Source organism: Undibacterium sp. Tian12W (genome assembly GCF_049339405.1).
Classification (GTDB): Bacteria; Pseudomonadota; Gammaproteobacteria; order Burkholderiales; family Burkholderiaceae_D; genus Undibacterium.
In genome coordinates, this window is sequence record NZ_JBMPPK010000012.1 from 102,604 (window position 1) to 125,327 (window position 22,724).

The following is a 22,724-nucleotide window of genomic DNA, read 5'->3' on the forward strand; positions in this document are numbered from 1 at the left end:
ATGAGTGAAGAAAAATTAGTCCCCGTTTTTATCCCGGCGCTGGTCGCTATTCTTGTCAATGTAGAAGACAAGAAAGGCAGCCCCTTAAGCTATGACGAAGTGATAGAAATCCGTGACAATGCCAGTGTCATCATGATGGAAAAACCCGATGCTGGCGAACTTGCCGGGTCACGCGGCTATGACGATATCGATCCAGAAAATTGCTGGTATGACTGGCAAATGTACAGGAGAGATATGGGCCGCAAGCCTGATCTCGACCCCGGTATAAAAATCACCATGAGCAATTCAAACGATGCAAGCATGCAGCAAGCTTTTGCAGATGCCCAGCAATCATTATCACACTTCAGAAAGCTTATCCACAGCAATACTGAGGAAGAATTTTTCCCTCTGATCAAAATCAAATTTGTACTTGCCACTGGCAATATGTTTATGTGGTTGAGAGTGATTGAAACCAGCGATACTGGCTTCACAGGCGAGTTATTTGAAGTACCCGCAGAGCTGCGTGATCATGAAATTGGCGACACTTTCAATCTTGAAGATGCAGTGATCATAGACTGGATGATCAATCACGATGGTGCCATGCATGGTGGCTATACCATCAGGGCGCACAGGGAAACGCTGGATGTTGAAGAGCAAGCGAAGCTGGACAGGTATTTGGGTGTCAGTCATTATTTGTGACTGGAAAATCTATCTAGCGAATTAAACACTCGTAATCGCCGGAGAGTTTGGAAATATATGATTATGAGACTTAACTCCAGCTTTTTTATAGATGAAATACTTTGATAAAAAAAACAGGATATGTTGGTGATGACGAATAATGCTAAGTATTGGTTTCGCTTTCCACCTGGAGTAAGTGGATCAAATCCTGATTGTTTCTGTGTCAAGGACGGATGGCCTGATGACGCTGCCGAGGTATTTGAAAAAGGAAGTTTTGAAACTTTAACTATTCAGGATTTCGATGAAAAAGGCGTGAATATTCCACATCTTGGATTGGCTGCGCTAAAGGTACGAAGACTGGAACTCCAAGCGTCGGGACAAATTAGTGGATTAGAACAATTTATAAACGTTGAAGTTATTCATGAAGACTTCATTCCAAAGAATGGATTAAACCTTCATTTCTTCCCACATTTAAGGAATTTTCTTTGCAATTACGAAAAGGGAATGGAGTGGATATTTTCTTTTCAATCTCTCTGTGAACTCAGTATTGAAAATTTCACTATGAAAAATTGTCAATCGTTCGGTTCACTCATTAACCTCAAAAAAATTAGCTTCGGCGGTGGTAAGCTCGAAAATTTACGGGGTCTAGAAAAGTGCGAACATTTGACGGACATATCACTTGGCGCAATAAAAACCTTAGAAAATTTAGATGATCTGAAAAATATTAAACACCTTTCAAACCTGCATTTAAGTGAATTACCAAAGCTCAAGGAATTCATCGACCTAAGGTATGTCAAGAATATACAAACTTTAGATGTGTCCGGTCTACAAGTTTCAGTAGATTTTTCTCATATTCAAAGTATGGTCAAGTTAACGAAGCTCATATTAAAAAAAGTATCGTATATAGGACTAGATTTGGATATTTTGATTTCTATGAAAAAATTAGAATTTATTTGTCTTCCAATTAACGGAGAATTTAATGTGGAAAAACTACATATAAGTGCCCAGAGACACCAACGTACAATTAAATATATAGGAACTATGGGAACAGGAAAAAGTAAAGTTGCTCATGTAACGTTTGAGAAATGAAATGAAGGAGGTCAAGCTCGCGTAGGTGCGATTAGTGTAACGTAATCGCACGCATGTCTAGCCTGGAAATACCGCTTGTCATTTATTTGCTCATCAATCTGTCGTGCAGAACGGTAGCAAAATCCCTGTTCGTATCCACAAACATATGAACGAAAATTTCCTCTTCCTTGATCTGGTAAATGACTCTTGTTTGTCCTACCAGGCGCTGGCGATAATGAACAAGACCGAACGCTTCAATTTCTTCAGGAACAGAACCAGCACGCAGCATATCGGCGATTTGCTGTAGCAATTTTTTGAAATCTGCTTCAACAGTCATTCATATTTAATCGCCAAATTTTCTCTTCACATGCCTCGCATTTTACGATAATCATCCTTGGCATAAGCAAGGACTTTGACTTCGTGACTCATTGCTGATCTTCCTTCTCCATCTCTGCAAAAAAATCTTCAGCGTCTTGAAACTTACCTTCTTCAATTTGTTTATTGCCAAGTGAGAGGATTTTGAGCAAAGCCATGGTTTCCTGCTGTTTCTGATAGCTGTCGATGTCCATGACAACCATTTTTGCTTCCCCGTTCTGGGTGATGATCAGAGGATCCCCATGGTTCTCACTGAAATTCCTGGCGATCTCAGCGGCGTTTTCTTTCAAGTAGGAAATGGGTTTGATTTGTTCGGAAAACTTCATGATCACTCCAGATGAATAATGGACTAGAAGTCCAAATATAGCCCAAGTTCTTCTTTAAGAATCATACGTGCGAATACGCCACGCTATTCGCACCTACGTGAATCAGCCTGTGGATAACGCAGATAGTAATTATCAAACTCACCCACTTCGCGTAAAACAAAGCCATGCCTGAGATAAAAACGGTTGGCGTCACTGTCACGCAAGGCACCAACATGGATGATCTTTCCGAGTTCATCGGCTTCTGCCAGTACTAGCTTAATGACCGCACTGCCGAGACCGCGTTGCTGAAAATCCGGATGCAGGTAAAAGTGGTCAAGCAAGAGATCATTGTCCTGTGGACGCAGTACTAAAAAGCCTGCCAGCAATCCATCCAATTTGATGAGCCTGGTATATTCGGCTGCAAAATTTTGCAACAAACGCTGCCGTGCTCTTTCTGCATCAAAGCGGCCTATGCGTTCAAGACTGGGGCGCATGGCGATGCCGCGCAGTTCAGCCAACTGCGCGGCATCATCGAGCGTGCAAGCTTCAAGTTTTAAATTCATATCACGAACAATTTTGTGTCAGCAATTTCGCCATGTGGATAAACGCATTTTTACCCACTTTAGGCACATCCCACTTGCCATCGACAGGTACGCGGCGTTGGTGGGCGATGACCATGTCCAGCTTGGGGATAACCAGCAAGTATTGCCCATGCAAACCCCAGGCCATGTAGGCGCCCTGCAGTGGTGAACCAGCGGGTTCTTCGAGTACCCACCACATATAGCCATACGCGACATGGCGGGCAGCTGTGCTGATCGGATGCATGTCGGATGAAGGTGTATAAACACTGGTGGTCAGGCGTATCCAGTCTGCTGGTATCAATTGCCGGCCATTCCAGTTGCCTTCATGCAGGGCGAGCAGGCCTATGCGTGCCATGTCCCTGGTCGATAGGAGAAAATGGTAGGGCAGGTGCATGGATTTGCTGCTGTCACCAAATTTCTTTTGGGCGCTGAGTTTGTAATCTTGCAGTTGCAGGCTTTGTGCGATGTCTTCGTCAAACAGTTGATAAACACTTTTGTGCGTGGCGTTTTCCAGTGCAGTGCCGGCTGCATTGAAGTCCCAGTTGTTGTACAGAAAATAGCTACCGGGTGTTTGCGTGCCACGCGCGGGTGCATTGGCGAGATCATCGCCGCTATTGGCTGCGACATGGAAAACGCCCGAGCGTGCGGTCAGCAGGTCGCGCAGTCTGGCCTGTTTTTCTGAGGGCAAGAGGCCGCCGACATCATCGATATTTGCGGCCTCCAGAGTCTGGTCGAGATTCATAGCTCCGTTGGTGACGTATTTGCCATACAGCATGGACAGGATGCTTTTGCGTTGTGACTCTATGATGCCCGGTACTTCCACAGGACCATGGTTGTACAGGATGCGGCCATCCTTGATGGCGAGCAGGGCCGTGGTGGCCTGCTTTTGTACATAGCCATCAAGCTCGGCCTGGCCCTGTTTGCATTGCGCCGTGGTGCTGGCAGTCACCTCCCATTCTTTGCCCGGGAAGACACTGGCGGCATTGGCCGCCATTGCAAGACCCATCAAGAGTATTGCCAGCAATTTGAATCTGTAAGCAAACATGGTCGTCCCTTTGCGTTAACACAGCAATACTTGACCAGTTTACAATGAGTTGGTTCAGCTTCATGATGTATCTTACTATTGCGGATATTCCATAAAGGCACTGACCATGGCCCTGGTCGCCAGCCCATAGGCCTTGCCTATTTCTTGCAGAGCCTGGTCCATGGCTCTTGCCGGAGCTATCTCTGTCAGCCAGTTGTGTTCTTTTTTGATCCTGTCCATGCCAGCTGCATCGGCCACGGCATCCGGCAGCAGTTGCAGACCATAACGCGACTTCACTGCCTGCATGCTGCTGGCATAGGTTTTGACTTGCGAACGGTAGGTGCGCGACCAGGCATCGGCATACAGGGCCAGGGCGATATCGTTGACACCAGCGCTCAGCGGCAGCGCGATTTCTTCATGTGACCAGAAACGCAGCCAGTTGCCTGCAATGGTCGTCGCATGGGCAACACTCATTTTGAATTGCTGGCTGTCATGTGTGGATAAGTAATTTTTTATCCCCAGCTCATTGGCCAACGCTGTAGCGCGCTCGTGACCCGCAATGGAAGCGACCAGGGCCAGCGATGCAGGCAGGGATGCAGTTACGCCTGTTGTGGTGATGATCTTGCCATCGGCGAGGTAACGCTGGTTGCGCACCCAGGTCGTATTTGGAAATTGTTTTTGCAGGCTACCCATGGAATACCAGAAACCCACAGCGCGGCGTTGTTCCAGCAAACCCGCATGCGCCAAAACCCAGACGCCGTCACAGATACCAACGATGATGGCACCTTTGGCGGTCTGCGCCCTGACCCAGTTTTGCAACACTGCGGCCTGCACATTGTGCAGAGCCGGGACGATGACATAGTCCGCGCCTTGTGGATAAGTCTGGTCAAATTCTGCCATCGTCGTTTCTGCCTGCATCTTGAGTGCAGGGTAGAGATTGACCACGCCGCTGCCGGTTGCCACGGACAAGACTTGCGCCGCACCTGAGGCCTTGAGCACGGCATAGGGCACGACAAAATCGGTGAGCTCGGTCATTTCATTGTCGGCGACCACGGCGACGACAGGCTGTGTGCGGCCAAAACGTGGCTGGTAGTCAGGTAAAGGCGTAGGCAAGGTGTCAGCGCTGGCCAGGGAAAGGGTCAAGGTCAGGAACAGGAAGAGCAGGATTTTTGTTTTCATCAGTACACCGGGGATTTATCCACAGGCACACTATAATCATCAACATCTTGGCCGCAGTGCCAATCTTGTCGCAAATTCTGCCATGGATCACAATACCCGCACTATCGTCTTCATTACCCTGGATGGCGTACAAAGCCTGGACCTCTCCGGCCCCATGGAAGTGTTTGCAGTGGCCAACCAGCAAAAACCATCAGTCTTGCCCGACTATCGCCTGATAGTCGCCAGCCCGCATGGTGGTGTCATTACCACCCACGCCGGGTTGGAAATACATGGGGTATGCGCACTCAGGGATTTGCCAGCAGAGATTGATACCATCATCACCACCGGTGGCAGTGAGGCCGCCATGCGCGAAGCTGCGGCGGAGAATATCCTGCTGCCCTGGCTGCAAGGGCGCAGTAAAAATACACGCCGCATTGCCAGTGTCTGCATAGGTGCACTGGTACTGGCTGCTACCGGTCTGCTGAATGGTCGCCGCGCTACTACCCACTGGAATAGCTGCGCACTGCTGCAAAAGCTCTTCCCAGAGGTCAAGCTTGATGCTGATGCGATCTTCACTGCCGATGGTCCTATCTATACCTCGGCAGGTGTCACCGCTGGCATAGACCTGTGCCTGTCGCTGCTGGAAGCTGATGGTGGCCCGGCACTGAGTCTGGCGGTTGCGCGTGAGCTGGTGCTGTACATGCGCCGCGCCGGTGGACAATCGCAATACAGCCATACCCTGCAAAGCCAGGTCTCATCACAAAGCCAGAGCAACCCGCGCCTGCAGCAATTACTCAATGAGATCATGGCCCAGCCTGCTGGTGATTTGCGCACACCAGCATTGGCGGCGCGGGTGCACATGAGCGAGCGCACATTTTCGCGCATCTTCCAGCAGGAAACTGGTAGCACACCGGCGCGTTTTGTGGATGCAGCCCGGCTGGAGTTTGCCAAGAACTTGCTGATCACGACCAGTTGGCCACTGGCCAGGATAGCCGACCATTCAGGCTATAGCAGCCTGGACACCCTGCACCGCAGTTTCATGAAGCATCTGGGTACAACACCGGGGTTTTTCAGGGACAGGTTCGGGAGCGCTGTTTGAGATCAGGCAACTGCCTACATTTGCTTGAACAAGTGCAGATAAGCACGGCTGACCAGTAATTCTTCGGGCCGCTCTTTGAGCTTGAGCAGGGTGCGGCCACGAAAGTCACGCGTGGTGCCTGCTATGTGTTTGACGGCGACTATCGTGCCGCGATGTATTTGCCAAAAGCGGCTGGCATCAAGGCCATCCAGCAATTCTCTGAGCGGCATGCGTATCAGTGACTCATGCGAGGCTGTGAAGACAGATACGTATTTGTCATTCGCCTCGAAATAAATCACTTCATCGATAGAAATCAACCGGATGTCATTGCCATGTGCGGCGCGTATCCAGTCCAGGCGTCCCGGTGTGCTTGCCTGATTGCCTGCAGCCATGGATGTCATGGCGGACATCAACCTGGTAAGTACATCTGCGGCAGGTGCGGCTGCATGTTCCGTAGCAAGCTGACGCTTGAGTTTTTCTACACAACGGCCCAGCCTCTCTCTGGTCGGTGGCTTGAGCAGATAATCGACAGCCTCGCGCTCGAAGGCGTCGACTGCATACTGGTGGTAAGCAGTCACAAAAACCATCAGCGGTGCAGCCTTTGCAGCTTGCAACTGGCTGGCCAGTTCCAGCCCGCTCATGCCCGGCATGCGGATATCCAGAAAGGCGATAGAAGGTGAGAGTTCGTTGATCAGGCGCAAGGCATCTGCACCGTTGTAGGCCTCGGCGATAATCTTCAGCTCAGGCCAGAGCACTGCCAGCTCGGCTTTCAAAAAATTGACGAGGGTGATTTCGTCGTCTGCTATGAGTGCGGTAGGCATGTTTTTATCGTGACGTAAATTCAGGTGTGCGTTCTGGCTGTTGATGGCAAGGGCAGATACAGGCTCACGCTGACGCCGCCTGCGGCATTTTCCGTAATGCTCAGGCTGCCTTGTTTGCCATACAGTGCTGCTATGCGTTCACGCAAGTTGGCCAGGCCTACCCCGCCACCTGGCTTGCTGCTGGCAACTGTCTGAAAACCAACGCCGGTATCGCTGATCACAACATGCAGATGATCTTTCTCTACGTACGCTTTCAACAGGATTTCGCCACCCTCTATCTTGGGTTCCAGGCCATGACTGATGGCGTTTTCAACGACAGGCTGCAAGAGCATGGGCGGGATGGACAGGCTGGCAGCTTGGTCTGACATTTCTATGCGGTAGCGCAGGCGTTCGCCCATACGCAGCTTCATCAGCTCCAGATAAGCGCTTATCGTATCAATCTCGCCTTGCAGCAGGGTGTCGCTATCACGGCTGGCCGACAAGGTGGCGCGCAGGTAATCGATGAGGCGTTCCAGCAAAAGACGGGCACGCGCCGGATTAGGCTGTATCAAACCTACCGCATTAGCCAGGGTATTATACAAAAAATGCGGCTCCATCTGTGCCTGCAACATGCGTAACTGCGCCTCAAGCGCACGGCGCTCTGACTCCAGGGCGCGTCGCTGTTCTGTCGCGATTTTTTCCTTGTCGCGCAGTTCACGTTCCCTGACCAGATAAGCAAACACGAGCACGCAGGAAACCAGTACGGACACGATGCCAAAGTTCAGGATAACGCTGGTCTTGAAATAATCCAGGCGCAATGCTGCAGGATTGATAAGCAACACCGCCAGGAAATAACCCACAAAGACACCACAACTGGGCACGATGAGGTAATACGCCGTCCACTTCCAGCCACGTATATTCTCTATCCATGGCCGCAGCAAAAAAGAACTGAGCGCAAACAGGATATGGATGGAATACGAAATCGACATCGCGATGACCAGATTATTCCAGAGCTGCGCAAAAAAAGTTTCACGCGACAGGTTATACGCATACAGGGCGAAAAAGAACAGGGCAAAGCCCAGGCCCAGTATAAAGGTATAGACGAGGTCGCGCAAAATATCCGGCTGCCAGCGGCGAAAAAAGGCTATCAAGGCGAGGGGATGGTCATCGGCCCCTTGCTTGCCAGGCGAAGTGCTGACTGGCTTGGCCGGGATGGCCGGTTCGGCAGGCATAGGTTTCATCATGACAGTCTAAACAGGTGGACGGGGGCTGGCAAGTCTGGCCCCCGCTTAAGGGCAGACTCAGGCCGCCAAAAAATTACCATGAAAACATAGCGGTGCCGCATAGGGCAGGCGTGCCCTGGCCACCGGGCCTTGTGCCAAATGTGCACCATCAAACACGCTCAGCGCCGTCTGCGACTTTTTCACATCGTAAGCCACACCGAGCAACCATACCCCCTTGCCACCCTGCTTGGGTACAGGTATGTGTTCTTCAACTACCCAGCCCTGGCCATAGCTGTATCTGTCATGACGGCCAGTTTCCATATCTATGCTGGCGATGCCTGTCATGCCAAATTCTGGCGATTTGTCGCCGGTAGTCACGAACAGTTGACGGTTGCGCAAACCCATATCGACTGGTGATACGCGGGGAAATTCTGTCACGCTCATCAGTTTTTCGCTGCGTGACGTGCCCTTGTTCAGGTCCAGGGTGATAAGTAGCGTATCAGCATTCTGCAGCTTCCCGGTGTCGCCACGCATGATGCTACCGAGACCCCTGAGGCTGCTGTCGTCTGCCGCCATGCTGGCATCCAGGCGTATGGTATTGCCTTCGTCCCAGCCATTACCGGAGTGAAAGACCATGCCTGCGGGCATTTCTATGATGCGGCGCAGGCTGAAATCTGCACGATCTACCACCACGGCGCGCATGGGGCGCTGGCCATTCCAGACATGCGAGCCCAGATAGCTCTGGTCGGGTGAATTGCGCAAATCAAACGGTGGCACCAGGAAGACCATGTACTTTGCCGTCAACACGAAATCATGCACCATGGGCAATTGCGGTACATTGACCATGCCGAACTTGCCCAGGCTGCCGTCGGCATCTATGCGCCACAACAGCAGTTTGTTGGCACCCGCTGCGACACCAAAATTCCACAGCACACCATCTGGCGAAATCCTCGGATGGGCAGAAAATGGCATGGCAGCCAGATCATCGCGCCAGGTCTTGATACCCTCGGTCGCCAGGCTGGCCGGATTGAGCTCAGTGGCCGAGCCGCCTTCCCACAAGGCATACAGCTTGCCTGCATGTGGCACGGCATTGGTGTTGGCGGTATTGACTGTATCATTATTGCCTACTGGCCTGCGGCTGAAGCCGGTACCAAAGGCGGGATAAAGAAACTGCCCAGCGGCTGACTCTTCGACAAACTTTTTGGTACGCACGAAATGCGCCTGATGCCGTACCCGGCCTTGCTCCATTTGCCACGCGTGCACCATGCCATCGCCGTCAAACCAGTGGTGATAGCGCTCATCACCGAGCTCAAAGCGCGCCGGACCATTGCGGTAGAAAGTGCCGTTGAGCCCGGCAGGCCAGCGGCCTTCAACCACTGCCGCGCCGCCCGGCAAGTCGGATTCCCGACTCTTGAGCGCAGCCAGGCGCTGGTGGGCTGGCAGGCTCGCCATAAAGGCATCCCTGGTTTCATCTGCATATGCTCCGGCTGGCAGTGCTAAGGCTGGCAGTGTTGCCAATGCGCTGCGCAAAAAATGGCGCCTGTCCATGATGTTTATCCCTTAACGCAGTTTGATGGAAATGAGCTTGCCAGCATCCGGTACTTGCACCTGCGACTGTGCAAAGCTAGGTGGCCCGTAGCTGCCCGCGGCATCATTGCTGAAGCCATAAGGCTCGACCGGCATGCCTATGAGATTGGTATCGAGCTTGCCATTGCTGTTCTCGTCCTGGAATACGCTGAGCGCATAATCGCCAGCCGGTAAACCGGCAATCAACAGTTTGACCTTGTCAGCCTGGGCATCGACAGCCGCTACCTTGTAAGGCTGTTTCAGGAAATTTTCTGATTTGTCATACACAGCGACCATAACCTTGCCTTTGGCGCTCTTCAGGCCTGTCACTTCTACCGTCAGCTCTGCTGCCTGCGCCATGCCTGTCACTGAGGCCATTGCCAGTGCCGCGAAAATAATGGATGGAAAATAGTGTTTCACAGTTTGTCTCCTGTAGTTTGCATCGCCACTTGCGATACACGTATCTTGCCGCGCTTGCTGCGGGCTTGCCGGGGTATGCGACGAAGGCAGACCCGGAAGGCGCGAATTGCTTACCTGGTTCGCGAACTGCTGCAGGACTAGGAGAAACCATGCCCGTAGGAGCGGCTTTAGCCGCGAATGGTTGATACAGACGGGGATACGTCGTGGTACGGAGCATTGTTCGTGACTGAATTTATCCTAACCGTCTCTTTGTAAGCGGTGAGCTAGGGACGTAATTTTCAGGAAGATTACGTCGCAGATGGATCGGTTACGCAGTTATACCCATTGCTATCGGTCGCGATCGGCAAAAGCAGACGGTTCACCTTCTGCCATGTCGGGTGTATTACTCGGTTATGTACCGGATGGCCAAGGCACAGTAGGAGAAACTGGAATACCAGACGGGTCGAAACCATTGTCTGTTATCCATTTTCGAATCGCAGTCGCCTTAGCAACAGGCAACTTCCCTCCAACTTCGGCGATAACGCGGTTACTGGCCTCCCGGTCGTTAAGCAATATCGCTGCCGCAATTCGATCGGCAAAGGACGGGCCGATGAATGCTGACTGGGTACCATCGCGTAATACCTTCAGGTCGCTCCTGAGTTCAAACCATGGAAACGCGTGCGAGACGATAGCTTCAGACAACTGTAGTGCGACCAAGTCCAGCGAAGTACCGCTCTTAATATTGATTTGGCGATGCTTTGCCAAGTCGGTCTCTACTATTTTGTTTCCAGAAAAGAACCCGTGGAACAGTTTTCTCGGTAAAACCCCTTCGAGGCGCTCTCGATACTGACCACTAGACTCGTGCGGTTTTTCGGCCCAGTCGGCGATCCATTCGTAGCTTTGAATTTTTGATACTTCGCGACAGACGCAAGGGAACTGCACTGACAGGTTAACAAAGAATGCGCCATAGGCCCCTTCGTTCCACTTGTTTCCTTGCAAGTTTATGATGTGCCAACTCATGTCGGGACCTTCACCAATGGTGGCAACCAAGTCTCGCCCCTTCCTGGTATAGCCATGAGGCGCCAAAGATAGCCCTAATAGCTTGGCGACGTAATCGATCTTCTTACCGATCTTATCATCGTCTTGCGGTGGAGAGAGGACACGGGCCATAGGCTCTGAAATGCAAAGATAATGCCGATTTATAGCATATGTGTTGTTGATCGTGCTGGAATTGTAACGGGGTTAGGCGGCGTTGATAATAACGCCGCTGGCGCACCGCTTACTTTCCCTTGAAGCAGGAGGGGCAAAAGCGCCAAAACTCAGATGGACATATCCCGCAACATGCGCGAAGCCTCGCGATTCGCCAGCAAGACACTGCCATCGCGCATATGCAGGCGTAATTGTGATTGCTCGTCGGCTTTCATGGATTCGACAAAATCCAGGTTCACCAGCAGCGAACGGTGTATGCGTATGAAGCGTGCCGGGTCGAGGCGGGTTTCGAGTTCGGTAATGCCCAGCCTGACCAGATGGGTACGGTCACCGACGATGATGGCGGTGTATTTGGCATCGGCCTTCAGGTAGGCGATGTCGTTCACATTGACCGGGAAAATATGGCCACGGTCGCGCACCAGGATACGCTCAAGCCTGCTGGTTTCACGGCCTGCGGCGAGACTCAAGGCATGTTCCATGGCTTGCATTGATGGCGGGGCATCCAGCAGGCGATCTACTGCCGCATCGAAGCGCTCACGGGTAAAGGGCTTGAGCAGGTAATCCACGGCATGCAGTTCAAAGGCGGTCACGGCATACTGGTCATAGGCGGTCGTGAAGACGATTTCTGGCAAATGGCTGAGACGGCGCAAGACTTCAAGACCCGTCATTTCGGGCATTTGTATATCCATGAAGACAACGTCGGGTTTCAGCAAATTAATTTGCGCAAGGGCCGTAACGCCATCGGCAGCTTCACCGATGAGGCTGAGTTCTGGCCTGTCGCTGACGGCATCGCGTAAGACTTCGCGGGCCAGGGGTTCATCTTCTGCAATGAAGGCGGTTTTAATTTTACTCATGATTTGATACGCTCAAGCGTCACATCGAGGAGATAGGAATGGTCAAGCATATTTCAAAACCTTGTCCAGGTGCGGTATTTATGCTGAAACTGGCGCGCTTGCCATATTCAAGCTGCAGGCGGCGCTCTACGGTTTTGACACCTATGCCGCTGGAGGCATGAACATCGGCCAGCTCCGCGCCGGGGCCGTCATCCCGGATGGTGATTTCCAGCTCGCCATGCAAGGCCTTGAGCCTGGTCTTGATGAGCAGGTTACCCGGCTGGCTGCGCGGATTGAAGGCATGCTTGATACTGTTTTCTACCAGTGGCTGTACAGTCAGCGGCGGGATACCAAAGCCACCCGCCATTTCATCAAGCTGCCAATCGACATTGAGCCTGTGGCCAAGGCGCAGGGCTTCCAGATTCAGGTAATCACGCACGAAATTGAGTTCATCTTCAAGAGCGACATGGGTAGAGCCATTTTTTTCGGTATCGAGCACATAGCGCAGCATGTCGGAGAAGCGAAACAATGCGGCCTCAGCCGCCTTGCCATCCTTGCGCATGAGGGCGATGATGGAATGCAGGGTATTGAACAGGAAATGTGGATTGAGCTTATTGCGCAGGCTGGCCAGCTCGGCCACCACCAGCAATCCCTGGGCCTGGGTCGCAGCCAGCACCTGCACGCGACGCGCTTCACTGGAACGCACGGTATGAAAAATAGCCGCGACCACGCCATACATCATGAGGCTGTACAGGAAGGGCCAGATATAGGCACTCAGGGGCCGGACTGCTTCGATTTCTTTGACGTGCACGATCATTTGCATGAAACCACTGACCGCGTAGTGCCAGAAAAACCCGAATACTACCGACAACAGGATATGGGTAAACACAATACTCAGAGGCCGCAAACCCTTGCGCTCCATCAGGCCGGTCATGGGCCAGATCAACGCCAGGGTCAGGGCTGCAGGCAAGGTATTGATTTCTGAATACATCGCCAGTTGCAAATCAAACTGGCCTTTGGACAAGCCGTCAATCTGTATTGCGAAGGCAATCAGTATGGAATACGCTATCCATGCCAGGGTATAAAAAAGCCACATGCGGCGCATCGTCATCCTTTCCATCAAGCTGATGCAATGACAGGAGTATCCGGCAATTCTTGCCAGACTGCCACTGTCATGACACCAAATGAGGAATTAAGGAGCTTAAGTGTACTTAAGTGTACTTAAGGGCGCTTAAGGCGTTTAAGTGCATGCCTGCCTGTGATTAATCCTTCTCACGTTCCCAGTATTCCAGCGTGGCTGCCTTGTCATAACCTTCGCCCGCCAGCACCACACTGATGCGGTTACTGTCGGGATAAACAATCACATCATGCGGATTGCGTTCGCCTATAACCAGGTAGCGGCATACCGCATCGGTATGATTGAACAGGCTGTGACCAACCTTTTGCCCCGCCGGGAATACCATGTAATCACCAGCTTTCATGATGTAGGTCTGATCACCCATGCGCAGGGTCAGGCTGCCGTCCAGCATCATCAATTGCTCTTCTTCCAGATAATGATAATGGTTGGGGCAGGCAAGTTTGCCGGGCGATAATTCTTCCAGGCTAACGCCTACATGCTGGCAGCCGCCATATTGGCCTAGCTGGCGATAACGTGAACCAAAACTCTGGCCGTGGGAATATTCATCCCATGGCACATCGTCCACCGCAAACGGACGGGTTATCCCGTCTTCAGTGAGTGCGATGGCTTTTCTTTTTTCTGTCATACCGGCTTCCTTTGAAATATCAGGTGGCTATTGAGGTTGCTATTGAGGTGGCTATTTTTTAGGCTATGTCTATCTTGCCCATCTCCAGCAAGACTTCATGGGCGGAGCGGTAGGCGTCGATGGCCAGCGGCATGCCGCAATACACACTGGCATGTAATAGTACTTCTTGTATTTCTTTCATGCTGGCACCGTTATTGACAGCACCGCGTACATGACCCTTGATCTCGTGCGCGCGCCCCAGGGCGGTCAGCATCGACAGCGTGATCAGGCTGCGGGTTTTTAAATCCAGGCCATCACGGCACCAGACCGTGCCCCAGGCATTGCGGGTGACAAATTCCTGTAGCGGTGCGGTAAAGGCATCGGTATTGCTGAACGCCTTTTCGACAAAGGCCTCGCCCATGACTTGCTTGCGTATTTGCAGGCCATCGGCAAATTGCTGATCTGTTTGCTTGTTCATTGTTCTTTTAAACTCCATTGTTATCTTCCATGAAAGGAATGCTAGCCAGATCAGTATGCAAGGTCAAAACAGCAATGTAGTTTGTTGTTTTTAGGCAGTCATATTGTTTTCAATAGACAATATATTAATTTAACAACTTGTTTGAGTGCAGACTTGTTTTAAGTACATTTCCCCGTTACAGTTCATTACAGAAAACCCGCTATCTTTACCAAAGCCAGGATTTATTTGTCCTGCGCTGGGCTTATGATGGATGTAAAACACCAGTTGCCTGCGCTCATGCTGATCCCAAGCTGAGATGGCACTGGCAAACACTTATCCTGCAAGGCAGCTCCATGACATTGTTGAAACTGAAGATAGCAGCAGCGGCCACGTCACTGGCTATCGTCACGGGTACCAGTCTGCCAGCGCTGGCACTGGAAACAGGCAAACCCGCGCCGGCATTCAGTGCCCAGGCTGGCAAGGGTAATGTGCAACTGGCTGATTATCGCGGCAAAGTGGTCTATCTTGACTTTTGGGCATCCTGGTGCGGGCCGTGCAAGCAATCCTTCCCCTGGATGAATGCCATGCAAAGCAAATATGGCGCACAGGGCTTGCAGGTAGTGGCGATCAACCTCGACAGCAAACCCGAGGAAGCACAGGAATTTCTGAAATCCACGCCTGGCAATTTTCAGATAGCCTATGACCCCAAGGGCATCATGCCGCGTCAATATGAAATCAAGGGCATGCCCAGCAGTGTATTAATAGACAGGGATGGCAAGATCATTTCGCAGCACGCAGGATTTAACGAAGCCAGCAAGGCAAAAATTGAACAGGCGATCATCAGCAGTCTGGGGAGTAAATGATGAAACAATTCATAACCAAGAAATTTCTGGGCAAACTTGCCCTGCTGGGCCTGATCCTGTCCTGCAGCGCCTGCGGCAATATGCAAATGGTGCAGGCTGTGCAACCCTGGGAAAAAGGCAAGCTGGCAAAAAAAGAAATGACGTTTGACCACGACCTGCTGGAAATCAAGTTCGCCGAGCACACCTATTCGAGCAAGGAATCTGCCTTTGGCGGTGCAGGCGTTGGTGGTGGTGGCTGTGGTTGCAACTAAAGCATAAGACATAAAGCATAAGGCATAAACAAGCATGAAAGCGCCCACTTCCAAGACTCCTGACAATCTCGCCAGCACCTTGCTGGCCGCTGCACTTGCCTTGCCGATGATGCAGGCAGCGCATGCAGAATCAGCGCCGGACAAGGGTCTCATCAGTCTCAAATTACTTGATTACAAAGACAGCCAGCCCGGTGAAGACCGCGTCAAGGTGCAGGCCAGCGCGCTGAAGATCATGGCGCCCTTGTCGGATGAATGGTCGGTCGGCGCGACTTATGTGACGGATAGTATCTCCGGTGCCTCGCCCGCCTTCCATAGCTATGGCCTGGTCAAGCTCAGGGACTTTCGCCGTGCACTCGATGCTGAAGTCACCCGCTATTTCGCGCACCATACCCTAACCCTGGGTGCCAGTGCATCGAGCGAATCCGATTATATTTCGCGTGGCATGTCACTGCAGGGCAGCCAGTTCAGTGAAGATAAAAATACCACCTGGACTGCGGGCCTGGGTTTTGCCAATGACACCGTCAGCGCCTCCACCGGCAGGATCAAAGGACAAAACAAGCAGGTGACTGATGCCCTGCTGGGCCTGACCCAGGTCATGAGCATGAATGATATTGTGCAGGTCAATTTCAGCCTGGCGCATGCCAAAGGCTATCTGTCTGACCCTTACAAGGCTTTTGACAAGCGACCGGATGAACGCAACAGCTATACATTGCTCACCCGCTGGAACCATCATTTCGATGGCACGGGCGGTAGTGCACGTGTCAGCTACCGTTATTTTGGTGATAGCTGGAAAATCAGATCGCATACCTTCAATCTGGAATATACGCAGCCTTTTGGCAAGGGCTGGAGCGTGACGCCGCTCGTGCGTTTTTACAGCCAGAGCGCAGCCAGTTTTTATGTAGATGCGCAGCCTGACATTTATCCATTTGCCCCCAACCCGCCAGATGGTGCACAGAATTATTCTGAAGACCAGAGGGTCTCGGCCTATGGCGCACGCACTGTCGGTATCAAGCTGGCCAAGCAGATCAATGAAGACTGGCAGGTTGACGTGAAATTTGAGCAATACCAGCAACGTGCTTCTTACCGTTTGTTTGGCAGTGGCAGCGCGGGACTATTGCCGTTTGATGCCAAGACCATACAGCTTGGTTTGTCGCGTCAGTTTTAGTGAATGAATTTGGTTTTATGCAGATTTACCGTATCCCTTTCAAGGCCATGGCCAGCACCTGTGAAGTCGTTATCGCCGATACCGATGAACAGGCGATGTTTGCCAAAGCACAGGAAGCGATTGCCGAAGTGCGCAGGATAGAGGTCAAGTATTCGCGTTACAGACCAGACAGCATAGTCTCGCGCATCAATGCCCAGGCGGGTAGTGATGCCGTGGTCTGTGATGAAGAAACTGTCGCCCTGTTTGATTATGCCCAGGCCTTGCACCAGGCCAGTGATGGCCTGTTCGATATCACGGCAGGCATCTTGCGCCAGGCCTGGGATTTCAAAAGCCAGCGGGTGCCGGCAACAGATGAATTAGAGGCCTTATGTCATCGCATAGGCTGGGCAAAGGTGGAAAGAACCAGTAACAAGCTCAGACTGCCGCAGGCAGGTATGGAAATCGATTTTGGTGGCTTTGGCAAAGAGTATGCGGCAGACCGGGCAGCGGCAGTGCTGGAAGCCGCAAACGTCACACATGGCTACGTGAACCTTGGTGGTGATATACGGGTACTGGGTCCCAAGCCGGATGGCCAGGCCTGGGTTATGGGTATACAAGACCCGCGCCAGCAAGACAAGATCGCGGCCAGTATACCGCTGACGTCAGGCGCGCTGGCCACCAGTGGTGATTATGAAAGATATTTTGAAACTGACGGCCAACGTTATTGCCATATCCTGAACCCACACACTGGCATGCCGGTGCGGCACTGGCGCAGCATCAGCGTGCTGGCTCCTTTGACGGCACTGGCTGGCAGTTGCACGACGATAGGCATGTTGAAAGAAGCTGATGCGCTGGCGTATTTGCAGCAAACCGGATTGCGTTTTCTGGCAATAGACCAGCAAGGCATAGTACATACGCAGGCTGCGGCCTGAACCAGGAATTTGAGGAGTACATCATGGCAACCATAGTAGGCGACGACGGCAATAACACCTGGACCGTCATTAATCCATCGACGTTTACGCTCGATGGCAAGGGTGGTGTTGACACGCTGATTCTGGGTACTTCCTTGCGTTCGGAGTACAAAATTACGCTAGCGGCAGATGGTTCTGTGCATGTCGATACTCTCTCTGGTGCGAGTGGCGAATTGCATGCGACACTGCTCAACATGGAGCGTTTGGTCTTTAACAATGGCAAGGATGTGCTGGACCTGCTGAGTTTTTTTGGCGATACCACACCTCCTTCGGTCATCAGCTTCAGCCCGGCCACGCTGGCGACCAGTGTCTCCACCAATAGCGATATCGTGCTGACCTTCAGTGAGACTGTCACCGCTGGCAGTGGCACCATCAGCCTCATGAACGCCGATGGCAGTGTGGTGGCCAACTACAACATCGCACAAAGCAGCAATGTGACGATCAGCGGCAATACCGTGACCATCAACCCCACCAATGATTTGAATAATGGCAGCACTTACAAGCTGAACATACCTTCTGGTGCAATCAAGGACGTGGCTGGTAATAACTTCATTGGTACCAGTAGTTATTCCTTTACCACGGTGGCCAAGGCTGTGCCAGGCGGCATTGTAGGTACGGCTGGCAATGACACCCTGACAGGTACGGCAGGCAATGACAGTTTCAACGGCCTGGCCGGAAATGACATCATCAATGGCGGCGCAGGCATGGATACTGCGATTTATGCAGGCAAGCGGGCTGACTTTAACATCACTGCAGCGGGTGCCAATTTTACTGTGCAGGATAAAACCGGGGCCGAGGGTACGGATACGGTGAACCAGGTAGAGCGCCTGCAGTTTGCCGATATGTCGGTCGCGCTGGATATCAATAGCACCGCTGGCGTGGCTTACCGCATTTACCAGGCAGCCTTCAACCGCACGCCAGATTTGCCAGGCCTGGGTTATTGGATAGGGCAGATGGACAAGGGATCAAGCCTGAACCAGGTAGCTGCCAGCTTCGTCATTTCCGCCGAGTTCAAGCAATTGTATGGGGCGAATATCTCTGACAATGCCTTCCTGACTGCCCTGTACAGTAATGTGCTGCACCGGACGCCAGACCAGGCGGGCTTTGATTACTGGAATGGGCAAGTCAGCAAGGGCATGACAAGAGCCGACATACTCGCCAGTTTTAGCGAGAGCACCGAGAACCAGGTACAGGTGGTTGCCAAGATACAGAACGGTATAGATTTCATTCCGTTTGGCTAAGTTCTTTTCAACTGATGCTGCGGACGTGCAGCATCAGTCCTGTGCATAAATCAACGCTTATACACAGCCTCAATGTCCGCGGCAAAATGCGCGAGCAAATTATTGCGCTTGAGCTTCAGGGTAGGTGTGATCAGGGTATTTTCCACCGTCCATGGTTCCAGCGTCAAAATCGCGGCGCGTGGTTGTGCATAGTAAGGAAAACCTTTGGTCAGCGCCTTGATACGTTGAACCACTGCTTTTTGTGCCTGGGGTGATTTCAGACTGGCGGCATCACTTGGATTCAGGCCCAGCGAGCTCGACAGCTCCAGCCAGTAAGCACGGCTCAGCACAACGGCACAGGCGATGAAGGGAGCGTTCTCACCAAAGGCATAGGCTTGCTCAAACACGGCATCATTCATGATCGCCAGTTCCAGATCAACCGGGGCGATTTTTTCACCAGTGGAGGTGACGATGATTTCCTTGACGCGACCAAGAATACGCACACGGCCATCAACGATGGAAGCCTGGTCGCCGGTGCGCAGCCAGCCATCAATAAAGGTCTTGGCAGTATCTTCTTCACGCTTCCAGTAGCCGCGCATGACATTCGGTCCACGCACCTGCAGTTCTGCATTTTCTCCTATACGCACTTCTACCTTTTCCACTGCCCGGCCTACGGTGGCTGGGTCATTATCATCGGGCGCATTGAAGGCGACGACAGGTGCAGTCTCAGTCATGCCATAACCCTGTACGATAGGAATACCGAGGCCCAGGAAGCATTGCGAAATTGCCTGCGACAGTGCAGCACCACCACTGACCGCCACCCGCAGGCGGCCACCAAACTGGTTCTTGAGTTTGCTGGCGATCAGCGGTTCCAGCACCAGCCAGCGCAGGCTGTCGAACAAGGCTGTCATGCCATCACCCTTGAGCAAACCCTGCTCACGGCTGAAGCGGCGCCAGCCAGTGGCAATCGCCAGATTGAACAAATTTGCCTGTAGTTTGGAGGCCGACAGTTTGGTCTGGATCACGCCATACACGCGTTCATAAATACGTGGGACGGAAATCAGGATCGTCGGCCGTACTTCCAGCAAATCCTGCGGCAATTGCTTGACCGAGCGCGAGAAGGCCACGCAGGCACCCGCCGCAATCGGCAGGTAATAACCGGCTGTACGCTCAAAGGTATGCGACAGGGGCAGGAAGGATAAAAACACATCGCTAATAACTGGCGAGACCCTGTGGACAACTGCCTTGACGTTGGATACCACATTCGTGTGCGTCAGCATGACGCCCTTGGGTTTGCCTGTCGTGCCGGAGGTATAGACCAGGGCTGCCAGGTCATCGGATACCGGGCCTTTTGCAGCGGCTTGCAGATGCGCTGCGCTGGCCAGCCATTCGTCGATTTGTACAACAGGAACACTGGCTGGCAAGGCTGCGGCATCCAGCTCTTTTTCCAGCACAACAACCTGGCGCAGAGCGGGCAAGTCCAGACCTGCACTGGCAATATCTTTCCATTGCCTGTCGCTTGCGGCGATTAAAAATGCAGCATCGCTGTCACTAAGGATATAGGCAATACTGGCCGGGTTATCCAGCGCATGCATGGGCACGGGTACAAAGCCACAAGCCTGCACGGCCTGGTCCATGCAGACTGCATGCAAGCCATTTGGCAACAGGATGGCAATGCGGGAACCGTGCTCGAGCGCCAGCGGTGACAAGGCCTTGATAAAACCCTGTACCCGCTCTTGTGTCTGCTGCCACGAATAAGATATCCACAGGCCCTGTGCATCATCGAATTGCCGATAGGCTTCGGCATCGGGAGTTTGTGCTACCCGCCAGGCAAATAATTCTGCCAGGGTTTGCACTGTGGATAAGTCGGGAGTTGTTGCTGTTTGTGCAGAGTTAGACATGAAATGCTGAAGAAATTGAACAGTTGGCGGTCAGCCTTCACCGGCCCCGGTGAAAACGCTTATTTTTCGCTATTTGAACGAAAATGCACACCAAAAGCGTCATTATGCAACATTTTGAATAAAAGCTTATTGCCTGAGCTCAAAACACCCATTTCAAATTTATGCTGCCAATTTGAAGAAAAACACTACGCCGCCTATAAAAGACCAAAACAGCACGGTCATCGCCAGTTCGCGCGATATCTGCAAATCAATTTTACGCTGGCCTTTTGCATGCACTTCCATCTCGTTCACACTGGCAAAAGCAGCACAGCCACAAGCCTGGCACCGCGTTAAAGATTTGCCGTTTTCTGTGGTACATGCATGGCAAACCCAGTCGTAATCAAGTTGTTTTTTCATCATTGCTGTCTTTTAAAAATATGATCAATTCCAGTTCCACCAGTTGGGTGCGCCATGCGCACCATGCTTTTGAATCACGATAAAAAAACCGGTGCGCACGGCGCACCCACCGAAAACAAGCAACAGTCCTGGCAATGGTTTTACCGGTAAAACACGGCCCACTTCTGCGCATATTATAATAAAGCCCTTGTCCGCCCATCCCACTCAGGAGTATCCATGTTAGGCACACAAGACCTCGTCCAGTTCATCATTGCCGGTATCTTGCTCAATATCGCCCCCGGCCCCGATTCCATCCTCATCATGACGCGTAGCGCAACGCAGGGCTGGCGTGCGGGTTCGGCGGCAGCGCTGGGCATAGGTGCGGGTACGCTGGTACATATCATGGCGGCGGCACTGGGTTTGTCGGCTTTGCTGGCGACTTCTGCCATGGCCTTCACTGTCGTTAAACTGGCAGGTGCGGCTTATCTATTGTATATAGGTGCAGCCATGCTGTTTAGCAAGGCAAAATCTGCCAACGCGCATACTGAGGCCAAAGCCAGCCTACCGGTACTCAGCCACCGCAAGATTTTCATGCAAGGATTTTTGACGAATATACTGAATCCCAAAGTCGCGATTTTCTTTCTGGCTTTCGTGCCGCAATTTATTGCGGCTGATGCCAGCAACAAACCTTTGGCCTTGATTGTGCTGGGTTGCATCTTTAATTTCAATGGCATGTTGTGGTGCCACTTCCTCGCTATCTCGACTGCATTTGCCAGACAGCGCATGCGTGTCAATCAAGCTGTCACGCTGTGGCTGAACCGCTTCATTGGTTTGATGTTTGTTTCTTTTGGTATCAAGCTGGCGCTGTCGGGCAAGCATTGATCAGGAATCAGGCGCGCAAATGAAAACATGCCGCATCCTCGAGAAATGCGGCATGAATGTCAGGCTGTGGATAAATCCCAAAGAGCCTGCAGAACCTGAAAAACACCAGTAATCAAATGCCTATTTAATCGGCAGGCAGCTGGTATTTTTAACTTCTTCCATCACTGCATAGGTATGCGTTTCACGCACACCGTTCAATTGCAGCAGGGATTTGCCCAAAAAGTCGCGGTAGGCATTCATGTCTTTGACACGTGCCTTGACGAGATAGTCAAAACCACCCGCCACCATATGACATTCCAGCACCTCAGGGATGGCTTGTACGCCACGCCGGAAAGCATCGAACACGTCTGGGGTCGTGCGGTCTAGCACAACTTCTATGAAAACCAGCAGGGCCACATCGAGCAGATGTGGATTGAGCTGGGCTGTGTATCCTAGTATGTAGCCGGACTCTTGCAGCTTGCGCACGCGTTCCAGGCAGGCAGCAGGGGAGAGGTTAACCCTTGTTGCCAGTTCTACATTACTGATACGGCCATCGTTTTGCAATTCGGCCAGAATTCTTTTACTGATTTTGTCGAGCATAAGAAGTCAAAAATCGTCAGTGTGGTGATTAATAATATTCGGCATAATTTTCTCACAAAATAG

The 22,724-nt window shown here is 51.9% G+C and carries 26 protein-coding genes; 9 read left to right on the top strand and 17 right to left on the bottom strand.

What is annotated here, in order from left to right; all coding sequences use genetic code 11:
* Both ACO0LI_RS16475 and ACO0LI_RS16480 read left to right on the top strand, forming a co-directional pair.
* Positions 1 to 678, top strand: a complete 678-nt coding sequence (locus tag ACO0LI_RS16475) for a DUF2314 domain-containing protein (RefSeq protein ID WP_423033792.1) — start codon at positions 1 to 3, stop codon at positions 676 to 678.
* 129 nt (positions 679 to 807) lie between these two features.
* The gene (locus ACO0LI_RS16480; RefSeq protein WP_423033794.1) at positions 808 to 1,746 is read left to right on the top strand and encodes a hypothetical protein; all 939 of its coding nucleotides are present in this window, start codon (positions 808 to 810) and stop codon (positions 1,744 to 1,746) included.
* Between the two features lie 82 nt (positions 1,747 to 1,828).
* On the opposite strand, the gene ACO0LI_RS16485 is transcribed toward ACO0LI_RS16480, so the two are convergent.
* From ACO0LI_RS16485 to ACO0LI_RS16505, 5 genes are all read right to left on the bottom strand, one after another.
* Positions 1,829 to 2,062 (bottom strand): hypothetical protein, encoded by a 234-nt coding sequence (locus tag ACO0LI_RS16485; RefSeq protein WP_423033796.1) that lies wholly within the window; start codon positions 2,060 to 2,062, stop codon positions 1,829 to 1,831.
* An 88-nt stretch (positions 2,063 to 2,150) separates the two neighbouring features.
* The gene (locus ACO0LI_RS16490; protein ID WP_423033798.1) at positions 2,151 to 2,426 is read right to left on the bottom strand and encodes a type II toxin-antitoxin system Phd/YefM family antitoxin; all 276 of its coding nucleotides are present in this window, start codon (positions 2,424 to 2,426) and stop codon (positions 2,151 to 2,153) included.
* Positions 2,427 to 2,509: 83 nt separating this feature from the next.
* Positions 2,510 to 2,968: a GNAT family N-acetyltransferase gene (locus ACO0LI_RS16495; protein WP_423033800.1), complete on the bottom strand. Its 459-nt coding sequence runs from the start codon at positions 2,966 to 2,968 to the stop codon at positions 2,510 to 2,512.
* Between the two features lies 1 nt (position 2,969).
* Entirely contained in the window at positions 2,970 to 4,031 is a 1,062-nt protein-coding gene (locus tag ACO0LI_RS16500; protein ID WP_423033802.1) for a serine hydrolase domain-containing protein, read from the bottom strand.
* Positions 4,032 to 4,106: 75 nt separating this feature from the next.
* A complete protein-coding gene (locus ACO0LI_RS16505; RefSeq protein ID WP_423033804.1) occupies positions 4,107 to 5,189 on the bottom strand; it encodes a DJ-1/PfpI family protein in 1,083 nt (360 codons plus the stop codon).
* Between the two features lie 82 nt (positions 5,190 to 5,271).
* On the opposite strand from ACO0LI_RS16505, the gene ACO0LI_RS16510 reads away from it, so the two are divergent.
* A complete protein-coding gene (locus tag ACO0LI_RS16510; protein WP_423033806.1) occupies positions 5,272 to 6,267 on the top strand; it encodes a GlxA family transcriptional regulator in 996 nt (331 codons plus the stop codon).
* Positions 6,268 to 6,281: 14 nt separating this feature from the next.
* Here the strand turns inward: ACO0LI_RS16510 and ACO0LI_RS16515 are convergent, their stop codons facing one another.
* From ACO0LI_RS16515 to ACO0LI_RS16555, 9 genes are all read right to left on the bottom strand, one after another.
* Complete coding sequence (locus tag ACO0LI_RS16515) at positions 6,282 to 7,067, bottom strand: LytR/AlgR family response regulator transcription factor (protein ID WP_423033808.1); 786 nt, start codon at positions 7,065 to 7,067, stop codon at positions 6,282 to 6,284.
* A 20-nt stretch (positions 7,068 to 7,087) separates the two neighbouring features.
* A complete protein-coding gene (locus ACO0LI_RS16520) occupies positions 7,088 to 8,290 on the bottom strand; it encodes a sensor histidine kinase (RefSeq protein WP_423033810.1) in 1,203 nt (400 codons plus the stop codon).
* Positions 8,291 to 8,347: 57 nt separating this feature from the next.
* Positions 8,348 to 9,817 (bottom strand): carotenoid oxygenase family protein, encoded by a 1,470-nt coding sequence (locus ACO0LI_RS16525; protein WP_423033812.1) that lies wholly within the window; start codon positions 9,815 to 9,817, stop codon positions 8,348 to 8,350.
* 12 nt (positions 9,818 to 9,829) lie between these two features.
* Positions 9,830 to 10,255 carry a DUF2141 domain-containing protein gene (locus tag ACO0LI_RS16530; protein ID WP_423033814.1) on the bottom strand — a complete coding sequence of 142 codons (426 nt, stop codon included), beginning with the start codon at positions 10,253 to 10,255 and terminating at the stop codon, positions 9,830 to 9,832.
* A 390-nt stretch (positions 10,256 to 10,645) separates the two neighbouring features.
* The gene (locus ACO0LI_RS16535) at positions 10,646 to 11,404 is read right to left on the bottom strand and encodes a DUF4304 domain-containing protein (RefSeq protein ID WP_422951726.1); all 759 of its coding nucleotides are present in this window, start codon (positions 11,402 to 11,404) and stop codon (positions 10,646 to 10,648) included.
* Between the two features lie 149 nt (positions 11,405 to 11,553).
* Positions 11,554 to 12,297 carry a LytR/AlgR family response regulator transcription factor gene (locus ACO0LI_RS16540; protein ID WP_423033816.1) on the bottom strand — a complete coding sequence of 248 codons (744 nt, stop codon included), beginning with the start codon at positions 12,295 to 12,297 and terminating at the stop codon, positions 11,554 to 11,556.
* A gap of 19 nt (positions 12,298 to 12,316) precedes the next feature.
* Positions 12,317 to 13,387 (bottom strand): sensor histidine kinase, encoded by a 1,071-nt coding sequence (locus tag ACO0LI_RS16545; RefSeq protein ID WP_423033818.1) that lies wholly within the window; start codon positions 13,385 to 13,387, stop codon positions 12,317 to 12,319.
* A 151-nt stretch (positions 13,388 to 13,538) separates the two neighbouring features.
* On the bottom strand, positions 13,539 to 14,039 hold the full coding sequence (locus ACO0LI_RS16550; RefSeq protein ID WP_423033820.1) for a cupin domain-containing protein: 501 nt from the start codon (positions 14,037 to 14,039) through the stop codon (positions 13,539 to 13,541).
* A gap of 58 nt (positions 14,040 to 14,097) precedes the next feature.
* Positions 14,098 to 14,496 carry a carboxymuconolactone decarboxylase family protein gene (locus ACO0LI_RS16555; protein ID WP_423033822.1) on the bottom strand — a complete coding sequence of 133 codons (399 nt, stop codon included), beginning with the start codon at positions 14,494 to 14,496 and terminating at the stop codon, positions 14,098 to 14,100.
* A 332-nt stretch (positions 14,497 to 14,828) separates the two neighbouring features.
* Here ACO0LI_RS16555 and ACO0LI_RS16560 point away from each other — a divergent pair, with 332 nt between their 5' ends.
* From ACO0LI_RS16560 to ACO0LI_RS16580, 5 genes are read left to right on the top strand one after another with little or no spacing between them, the layout of a single operon-like run.
* Entirely contained in the window at positions 14,829 to 15,338 is a 510-nt protein-coding gene (locus tag ACO0LI_RS16560) for a TlpA family protein disulfide reductase (RefSeq protein WP_162044064.1), read from the top strand.
* Positions 15,338 to 15,589 (top strand): DUF4266 domain-containing protein, encoded by a 252-nt coding sequence (locus tag ACO0LI_RS16565; RefSeq protein WP_423033825.1) that lies wholly within the window; start codon positions 15,338 to 15,340, stop codon positions 15,587 to 15,589. The genes ACO0LI_RS16560 and ACO0LI_RS16565 overlap by 1 nt, the downstream gene beginning before the upstream one ends.
* 34 nt (positions 15,590 to 15,623) lie before the next feature.
* Positions 15,624 to 16,754 (top strand): DUF3570 domain-containing protein, encoded by a 1,131-nt coding sequence (locus ACO0LI_RS16570; protein WP_422951720.1) that lies wholly within the window; start codon positions 15,624 to 15,626, stop codon positions 16,752 to 16,754.
* 17 nt (positions 16,755 to 16,771) lie between these two features.
* Entirely contained in the window at positions 16,772 to 17,665 is an 894-nt protein-coding gene (locus ACO0LI_RS16575; protein WP_423033827.1) for an FAD:protein FMN transferase, read from the top strand.
* Between the two features lie 23 nt (positions 17,666 to 17,688).
* On the top strand, positions 17,689 to 18,945 hold the full coding sequence (locus tag ACO0LI_RS16580; protein ID WP_423033829.1) for a DUF4214 domain-containing protein: 1,257 nt from the start codon (positions 17,689 to 17,691) through the stop codon (positions 18,943 to 18,945).
* 50 nt (positions 18,946 to 18,995) lie between these two features.
* Here the strand turns inward: ACO0LI_RS16580 and ACO0LI_RS16585 are convergent, their stop codons facing one another.
* The gene (locus ACO0LI_RS16585) at positions 18,996 to 20,825 is read right to left on the bottom strand and encodes an AMP-dependent synthetase/ligase (RefSeq protein WP_423033831.1); all 1,830 of its coding nucleotides are present in this window, start codon (positions 20,823 to 20,825) and stop codon (positions 18,996 to 18,998) included.
* A 159-nt stretch (positions 20,826 to 20,984) separates the two neighbouring features.
* Positions 20,985 to 21,224, bottom strand: coding sequence for a zinc finger Ran-binding domain-containing protein (locus tag ACO0LI_RS16590; RefSeq protein ID WP_423033833.1), 240 nt, complete (start codon positions 21,222 to 21,224; stop codon positions 20,985 to 20,987).
* A gap of 213 nt (positions 21,225 to 21,437) precedes the next feature.
* Between ACO0LI_RS16590 and ACO0LI_RS16595 the strand changes: the two genes are divergently transcribed.
* Positions 21,438 to 22,082 (top strand): LysE family translocator, encoded by a 645-nt coding sequence (locus tag ACO0LI_RS16595; protein WP_423033835.1) that lies wholly within the window; start codon positions 21,438 to 21,440, stop codon positions 22,080 to 22,082.
* A 120-nt stretch (positions 22,083 to 22,202) separates the two neighbouring features.
* On the opposite strand, the gene ACO0LI_RS16600 is transcribed toward ACO0LI_RS16595, so the two are convergent.
* Positions 22,203 to 22,661: an Lrp/AsnC ligand binding domain-containing protein gene (locus ACO0LI_RS16600; protein ID WP_110254407.1), complete on the bottom strand. Its 459-nt coding sequence runs from the start codon at positions 22,659 to 22,661 to the stop codon at positions 22,203 to 22,205.
* Positions 22,662 to 22,724 lie beyond the last annotated feature (63 nt).

Bases quoted from the DNA above. Each gene is read 5' to 3' on its own strand.
- ACO0LI_RS16475 (WP_423033792.1), top strand. From the start codon at position 1: ATGAGTGAAGAAAAATTAGTCCCCGTTTTTATCCCGGCGCTGGTCGCT.
- ACO0LI_RS16490 (WP_423033798.1), bottom strand. From the start codon at position 2,426: ATGAAGTTTTCCGAACAAATCAAACCCATTTCCTACTTGAAAGAAAAC.
- ACO0LI_RS16485 (WP_423033796.1), bottom strand. From the start codon at position 2,062: ATGACTGTTGAAGCAGATTTCAAAAAATTGCTACAGCAAATCGCCGAT.
- ACO0LI_RS16515 (WP_423033808.1), bottom strand. From the start codon at position 7,067: ATGCCTACCGCACTCATAGCAGACGACGAAATCACCCTCGTCAATTTT.
- ACO0LI_RS16580 (WP_423033829.1), top strand. From the start codon at position 17,689: ATGGCAACCATAGTAGGCGACGACGGCAATAACACCTGGACCGTCATT.
- ACO0LI_RS16520 (WP_423033810.1), bottom strand. From the start codon at position 8,290: ATGATGAAACCTATGCCTGCCGAACCGGCCATCCCGGCCAAGCCAGTC.
- ACO0LI_RS16495 (WP_423033800.1), bottom strand. From the start codon at position 2,968: ATGAATTTAAAACTTGAAGCTTGCACGCTCGATGATGCCGCGCAGTTG.
- ACO0LI_RS16585 (WP_423033831.1), bottom strand. From the start codon at position 20,825: ATGTCTAACTCTGCACAAACAGCAACAACTCCCGACTTATCCACAGTG.
- ACO0LI_RS16560 (WP_162044064.1), top strand. From the start codon at position 14,829: ATGACATTGTTGAAACTGAAGATAGCAGCAGCGGCCACGTCACTGGCT.
- ACO0LI_RS16555 (WP_423033822.1), bottom strand. From the start codon at position 14,496: ATGAACAAGCAAACAGATCAGCAATTTGCCGATGGCCTGCAAATACGC.
- ACO0LI_RS16595 (WP_423033835.1), top strand. From the start codon at position 21,438: ATGTTAGGCACACAAGACCTCGTCCAGTTCATCATTGCCGGTATCTTG.
- ACO0LI_RS16570 (WP_422951720.1), top strand. From the start codon at position 15,624: ATGAAAGCGCCCACTTCCAAGACTCCTGACAATCTCGCCAGCACCTTG.
- ACO0LI_RS16505 (WP_423033804.1), bottom strand. From the start codon at position 5,189: ATGAAAACAAAAATCCTGCTCTTCCTGTTCCTGACCTTGACCCTTTCC.
- ACO0LI_RS16535 (WP_422951726.1), bottom strand. From the start codon at position 11,404: ATGGCCCGTGTCCTCTCTCCACCGCAAGACGATGATAAGATCGGTAAG.
- ACO0LI_RS16550 (WP_423033820.1), bottom strand. From the start codon at position 14,039: ATGACAGAAAAAAGAAAAGCCATCGCACTCACTGAAGACGGGATAACC.
- ACO0LI_RS16525 (WP_423033812.1), bottom strand. From the start codon at position 9,817: ATGGACAGGCGCCATTTTTTGCGCAGCGCATTGGCAACACTGCCAGCC.
- ACO0LI_RS16540 (WP_423033816.1), bottom strand. From the start codon at position 12,297: ATGAGTAAAATTAAAACCGCCTTCATTGCAGAAGATGAACCCCTGGCC.
- ACO0LI_RS16500 (WP_423033802.1), bottom strand. From the start codon at position 4,031: ATGTTTGCTTACAGATTCAAATTGCTGGCAATACTCTTGATGGGTCTT.
- ACO0LI_RS16565 (WP_423033825.1), top strand. From the start codon at position 15,338: ATGAAACAATTCATAACCAAGAAATTTCTGGGCAAACTTGCCCTGCTG.
- ACO0LI_RS16600 (WP_110254407.1), bottom strand. From the start codon at position 22,661: ATGCTCGACAAAATCAGTAAAAGAATTCTGGCCGAATTGCAAAACGAT.
- ACO0LI_RS16575 (WP_423033827.1), top strand. From the start codon at position 16,772: ATGCAGATTTACCGTATCCCTTTCAAGGCCATGGCCAGCACCTGTGAA.
- ACO0LI_RS16590 (WP_423033833.1), bottom strand. From the start codon at position 21,224: ATGATGAAAAAACAACTTGATTACGACTGGGTTTGCCATGCATGTACC.
- ACO0LI_RS16545 (WP_423033818.1), bottom strand. From the start codon at position 13,387: ATGACGATGCGCCGCATGTGGCTTTTTTATACCCTGGCATGGATAGCG.
- ACO0LI_RS16480 (WP_423033794.1), top strand. From the start codon at position 808: ATGACGAATAATGCTAAGTATTGGTTTCGCTTTCCACCTGGAGTAAGT.
- ACO0LI_RS16510 (WP_423033806.1), top strand. From the start codon at position 5,272: ATGGATCACAATACCCGCACTATCGTCTTCATTACCCTGGATGGCGTA.